Source organism: Sinomonas sp. G460-2, from assembly GCF_047759905.1.
Taxonomy (GTDB): Bacteria; Actinomycetota; Actinomycetes; order Actinomycetales; family Micrococcaceae; genus Sinomonas.
Genome location: NZ_JBKZWT010000357.1, coordinates 1 through 3,552, shown reverse-complemented (window position 1 = coordinate 3,552; position 3,552 = coordinate 1). Strand labels below are relative to the sequence as shown.

Genomic DNA, 3,552 nt, shown 5'->3' with positions numbered 1-3,552 from the left:
CAGACCGCGGCATCGACGAGCTCTCCGGGGGTCAGCGCCAGCGCGTGTGGATCGCGATGGCGCTCGCCCAGGAGACCGAGGTCCTGCTCCTCGACGAGCCCACGACGTTCCTGGACCTCGCCCACCAGGTCGAGGTGCTGGACCTCATCCGGGACCTCAACGCGACGCGCAAGGTCACGGTCGCCGCGGTGCTCCACGACCTCAACCTCGCGGCCAGGTACGCCGACCACGTCGTCGCGCTCAAGGACGGAGCGATCGCCGCCCAGGGTGCGCCCGGCGAGGTCTTCACGGAGGAACTCGTCGCGACCGTCTTCGGCCTCGAATCCCGCGTCGTCCGGGACCCCGTCTCGGGCACGCCCCTCATCGTCCCGGTCGGGAGGCACCGGCCGGTCCAGGCCACCCACCCTTCTGAAGGAGCCACGCCATGAGCCGACCCAACGCGGGAGGCGCTGCCCAACGCGCCCGGGCGCGCGGCGCCGTCGTGCGTCCGTTCGCGCTCACGGTGACGGCCGCGCAGGACCTCAGCCCCGCCATGCGCCGGATCACGCTCGGTGGCTCGTCCCTGCGCGACTTCGCGACGGACGCGGACGGCGCCACGTGGGATCTGAGGGTCAAGCTCGTGGTGCCGGCGCCTGGCCAGCGGCCGCCGCGCCCCGAGGACCTTGCCGAATCTGACGACGACGGCTCGTGGTACCAGGCGTGGCTCGCCCTGCCCCCGGAGGTCCGCGGCGAGATGCGGACGTACACGGTCAGGGAGGCCAGGCTCGACGAGGCGTATCCGGAGATCGACATCGACTTCGTGCTTCACGCGGAGGCCGGGCGGGACGGAACGGTGCATTCGGGCCCTGCGGCGGCCTGGGCGCGGAGTGCTCGGCCGGGGACCGAGACGCTCGTGTTCGGCCCGAACGCCGCCTCGGGCGAATGCGCCGGGATCGAGTTCGCCCCCGGCCTCGCGCGCCATGTGCTCCTCGTCGGGGACGAGACGGCTCTGCCCGCGATCGGCGGCATCCTTCGCGACCTCCCCGCCGGCATGCGCGCCCACGCGATCATCGAGGTCCCGGCTGCCGAGGACTTCCTGGACCTGCCGACGCGGGCCGACTCGGACATCACGTGGCTCGCGCGGGGCGCCCACGGCCATGGCGAGCTGCTCGCGGAGGCGGTGCGCGGCGTGGTCCTCGAGCCGTTCTGCGCGCCCGGGCCGGACCTCGTGGCCCGGGCCTCAGCCGCGGGCAAGCCGCTCGACGTCGGCCCGGAGCGCGAGCTCATGTGGGACACGCCACAGTACCGACGGCTGTTCGGCGAAGGCCAGGCCACGGGCATCGCGCAGGCGACCGTCCGCCCGTTCTACGCGTGGATCGCCGGGGAGTCCGGACTCGTGAAGGGCCTTCGGCGGTACCTCGTGCAGGACTGCGGGATCGATCGGGAGCAGGTGGCGTTCATGGGCTACTGGAAGCGCGGGGTCGCGCAGCACTAGCGAACCGCCGCGGCGCCGGGGTGCCCGGTGCCGCGGCGGCCTTCTTTCGGGGGGATGGGTGTCTAGCTGGCCGGTTTGAAGTTGGTGGCGTCGAGCGCTGGGCGGAGGGCCTTGGCGAGCTTGGCGCCGTCGTCGACGGCCCAGAAGTGCATGTAGAACAGTCGGGGCTGTTCCGTGAGGCTGTGGCTGTGGAGCTCGACGATGTCGATGCCGCCCCTGCGCAAGGCCTGGATGACCGGCTGGACCTCGGAGGCGGTGAGGACGAAGTCGCCGTTGATGGCGGCCTTGCCGCCGCCGACGGGCTGGAAGTTGATCCCGGTGGTGACCCCGGAGGCGGGCGTGAGGAGGTGGTCGCCGTCAGTGATGGTCTCCTTGCGGGCGATGCTGTACTTGTAGATCCCGCCGTCGGCGGTGCCCTTGCGGCCGATCTCGGAATCGATTGCCGTAGTGTCGAGGTCGACGGGCTGCTGGGTCGCGGCCGGGGCTGCGGGGGCGGGGATCGCGGTCGCGTCGAGGGCGGCCTTGAGCCCTTCGGCGAGCTTGGCGGGGTCGCCCATGGCGTGGATGTGGGTCCACCAGACGGCTGGGGACTGCTCGAGGAGGTGCTTGTGCACGGCGGTCTGTTCGATGCCGTGGGCCTGGAGTGCGTCGGTGACCTTGGGGAGTTCGGCCTCGGTGACGACGAGGTCGCCCATGAGCATGGCGCCGTCGTCATATTTGGCGAACGCGGCGTAGCCTCCGAGGGAGAGGCCGGGCTTGATGTCCACGCCCTTGGTGGTGACGTGAAGGTCGGTGCGGGTCAGCGGGATCCGGTACACGCCGTTGTTGTCGCCGAACTTGCCGGTGCGCCCGAGTGCGTCGGTCACGGGCTTCCAGTCAGCGTCCGTGGTCGCGATCGGCAGGCTGCGGTGGCCTTCGTCGTCGTCTGCCTGCACGGCGGCGTGGGCAGTCATGTCCGTGTGGTGGCCTGGGGTGCCGGACTGGGCGCCGCAGGCGGTCAGTCCGGCAAGCAACAGCGCCAGGACCGGAATCCCGGCCGCTTTCAGGAGCGCGTGGGGAGGGGTTCTCATGGTGGTCTCAGTCCTCTCGGCCGGGGCGGTGTCCCGGCGCGTTTCCTTCTTCGGGCCGATCTCTGCAACGGTGGTTCCACGTGCATTGGTACTTGGGCCAGATGAAGCTTCCATGAAGGCGGCCGCGACGCGGGACGAGGGTGACGGATGAGGGTGCTGGTCGTCGAGGACGAACCGAAGATGGCCCGGCTGCTGAGCCGGGGCCTGACCGAAGAGGGGTATGGAGTCGACGTGGCTGCGGACAGCCACGGGGGCTTCACCGCAGCACAGTCCGCCGACTACGACGCCCTCGTCCTGGACGTGATGCTGCCCGCGTATCCCGGCTTCGAGCTCTGCCGGCGGCTGCGCGAGCGTGGGGTCCTGACCCCGGTGCTGATGCTCACCGCGCGCGACGGTGTCGGCGACCGGGTCAAGGGGCTGGACAGCGGCGCCGACGACTATCTGGCCAAACCGTTCCACTTCGAGGAGCTCCTGGCCCGCCTGCGGGCCCTCGCCCGCCGGGGACCGCTCGTGGCCCCGACGGTCCTGGCGGCGGGCGACCTCCGGCTCGATCCCGAGGCACGGCGGTGCTGGCGCGGGAACGACGAGATCGCCTTGACCGCCAAGGAGTACGCCCTCCTCGAGTTCTTCCTCGAGCGGCCCGGGCGGGTGCTGACCCGGCAGATGCTCGTGGAGAACTGCTGGGACGTGGCCTTCGAGGCGAACTCGAACGTGGTCGACGTACACGTCCGGGCACTGCGGGGGAAGATCGACCGCCGCTTCGGGGTCTTCTCCCTAGAGACTGTCCGTGGGGCGGGCTACCGGCTGCGGGCCGACGGCGGACGGGCGGAGGCACAGCGATGAACCGATGGCCGATCCGGATCCGGCTCACGGCCGTGTTCACCCTCGCGATGGCGCTTGTCCTGGCGGCCGTGGGCGTCCTGACTGTGCTGAGCACGCGCGCGTCGCTGGACGAGTCCGTTGACGCCAGCCTCCAGTACCGCCTCCAGGCCGTGGGGTCCGCGGCTG

4 protein-coding genes are annotated in these 3,552 nt (G+C 71.2%); 3 read left to right on the top strand and 1 reads right to left on the bottom strand.

Annotated features, from left to right (window positions below; translation table 11 throughout):
• On the top strand, nucleotides 1–428 hold a 428-nt coding region (locus ACLN58_RS19700; RefSeq protein WP_415856931.1), incomplete at its 5' end, for an ABC transporter ATP-binding protein.
• Nucleotides 425–1,474: a siderophore-interacting protein gene (locus tag ACLN58_RS19695; RefSeq protein ID WP_415856930.1), complete on the top strand. Its 1,050-nt coding sequence runs from the start codon at nucleotides 425–427 to the stop codon at nucleotides 1,472–1,474. The genes ACLN58_RS19700 and ACLN58_RS19695, both read left to right, overlap by 4 nt.
• Nucleotides 1,475–1,536: 62 nt before the next feature.
• Here the strand turns inward: ACLN58_RS19695 and ACLN58_RS19690 are convergent, their stop codons facing one another.
• On the bottom strand, nucleotides 1,537–2,544 hold the full coding sequence (locus ACLN58_RS19690) for a DUF1259 domain-containing protein (RefSeq protein ID WP_415856929.1): 1,008 nt from the start codon (nucleotides 2,542–2,544) through the stop codon (nucleotides 1,537–1,539).
• Nucleotides 2,545–2,691: 147 nt separating this feature from the next.
• Between ACLN58_RS19690 and ACLN58_RS19685 the strand changes: the two genes are divergently transcribed.
• Nucleotides 2,692–3,387, top strand: coding sequence for a response regulator transcription factor (locus ACLN58_RS19685; RefSeq protein WP_415856928.1), 696 nt, complete (start codon nucleotides 2,692–2,694; stop codon nucleotides 3,385–3,387).
• The last annotated feature ends 165 nt before the right edge of the window (nucleotides 3,388–3,552 follow it).

What these genes read in the sequence shown, in the direction of transcription:
- ACLN58_RS19690 (WP_415856929.1), bottom strand. Translation starts at nt 2,544, where the DNA reads ATGAGAACCCCTCCCCACGCGCTCCTGAAAGCGGCCGGGATTCCGGTC.
- ACLN58_RS19695 (WP_415856930.1), top strand. Translation starts at nt 425, where the DNA reads ATGAGCCGACCCAACGCGGGAGGCGCTGCCCAACGCGCCCGGGCGCGC.
- ACLN58_RS19685 (WP_415856928.1), top strand. Translation starts at nt 2,692, where the DNA reads ATGAGGGTGCTGGTCGTCGAGGACGAACCGAAGATGGCCCGGCTGCTG.